Origin of the sequence: Streptomyces sp. NPDC050732, from assembly GCF_040654255.1 — a bacterium.
In the GTDB taxonomy this organism is placed as follows: Bacteria; Actinomycetota; Actinomycetes; order Streptomycetales; family Streptomycetaceae; genus Streptomyces.
This window is the reverse complement of sequence record NZ_JBFAHP010000087.1, coordinates 1-1,621: the sequence shown is the minus strand read 5'-3', so window position 1 is coordinate 1,621 and position 1,621 is coordinate 1. Positions and strand designations below refer to the sequence as shown.

Genomic DNA, 1,621 nt, shown 5'->3' with positions numbered 1-1,621 from the left:
CCCGCTGAGGCGGGGGAGGAGCTGGCGCCGGTCGGTGGTGGGGCTCCTGAGGCTGAGGCTGAGGGTGGCTTGGTGCCGTGGGTGGTGTCGGCCCGTAGCCCGCAGGCTCTGCGCGATCAGGCACTGCGTCTGCGTGACTTCGCCGGTGACGCGTCCCGCGCGCCGCTCGCCGACGTGGGCTGGTCGCTGCTGAAGACGCGCGCGCTGCACGAGCATCGCGCCGTCGTGGTGGGCGCGGAGCGAGCCGAACTGATCGCCGGCCTGGAGGCTCTGGCAGCGGGCGAGCCGCATGCGGCGTTGATCGGTCCGTCCAACTCGCAGGCCCGGATGGGCGGCGATGACGTGGTGTGGCTGTTCAGCGGCCAAGGCAGCCAGCTCGTGGGTATGGGTGCCGGTTTGTATGAACGGTTCCCGGTGTTCGCGGCGGTGTTTGATGAGGTGTGCGGTCTGTTGGAGGGGCCGTTGGGTGTGGAGGCGGGTGAGCTGCGGGAGGTGGTCTTCCGGGGCCCGCAGGAGCGGTTGGATCACACGATGTGGGCGCAGGCTGGGCTGTTTGCGCTGCAGGTTGCTTTGGCGCGGTTGTGGGAGTCGGTGGGTGTGCGGCCGGATGTGGTGGTCGGCCATTCGATCGGCGAGATCGCGGCCGCCCATGTCGCGGGGGTTTTTGACCTGGCGGATGCGTGCCGGGTGGTGGGTGCGCGGGCTCGCTTGATGGGTGAGCTGCCCGAGGGCGGTGCGATGTGTGCGGTGCAGGCCACGCCCGCCGAGCTGGCCACCGACCTGGACGGCACGGGTGTGAGTGTGGCGACCGTCAACACCCCCGATTCGACGGTCATTTCGGGGCCGTCGGATGAGGTGGACCGGATTGCTGGGTTGTGGCGTGAGCGGGGACGCAAGACGAAGGCGCTGAGTGTCAGTCATGCCTTCCATTCGGCGTTGATGGAGCCGATGCTGGCGGAGTTCACCGAAGCGATACGCGGGGTCAAGTTCGCGCAGCCTTCGATCCCGCTCATGAGCAATGTCTCCGGAGAGCGGGCCGGTGAGGAGATCACGGATCCGGAGTACTGGGCGCGCCACGTACGCCAGACAGTGCTGTTCCAGCCCGCGATCGCTCACGTGGCGGAGTCGGCGGGCGTGTTTGTGGAGCTCGGCCCCGCGCCTGTGCTGACCACTGCCGCCCAGCACACCCTGGACGAGTCGGACAGTCAGGAGGCGGTGCTGGTCGCGTCCCTCTCCGGGGAGCGTTGTGAGGAGTCGGCGTTCGTGGAGGCGATGGCTCGTCTGCATGTCGCTGGTGTGGGTGTGGACTGGTCGGTGTGGTTCGCGTCCGAGTCTGTGCCCGGGGTGGTGGAGCTGCCGACGTATGCGTTCCAGCGGGAGCGGTTCTGGTTGAGTGGCCGTTCCGGGAGTGGGGATGCGGCGACTTTGGGGCTGGTGGCGGCGGGGCATCCGTTGCTGGGTGCGGCGGTGGAGTTCGCGGACCGGGGTGGGTGTCTGCTGACCGGGCGTCTGACACGTTCGGGGGCGCCCTGGCTTGCTGATCATGTGGTGGCGGGGTCGGTTTTGGTGCCGGGTGCGGCGTTGGTGGAGTGGGCGTTGCGGGCCGGTGATGAGGTCGGTT

General features: G+C 68.8%; 1 protein-coding gene. It reads left to right on the top strand.

The genetic code is table 11. The features are described 5' to 3' along the window. Positions 1 to 72: 72 nt before the first annotated feature. Positions 73 to 1,621 (top strand): type I polyketide synthase (locus AB0H82_RS36385; protein WP_362999829.1); only part of this gene is annotated, 1,549 nt, incomplete at its 3' end.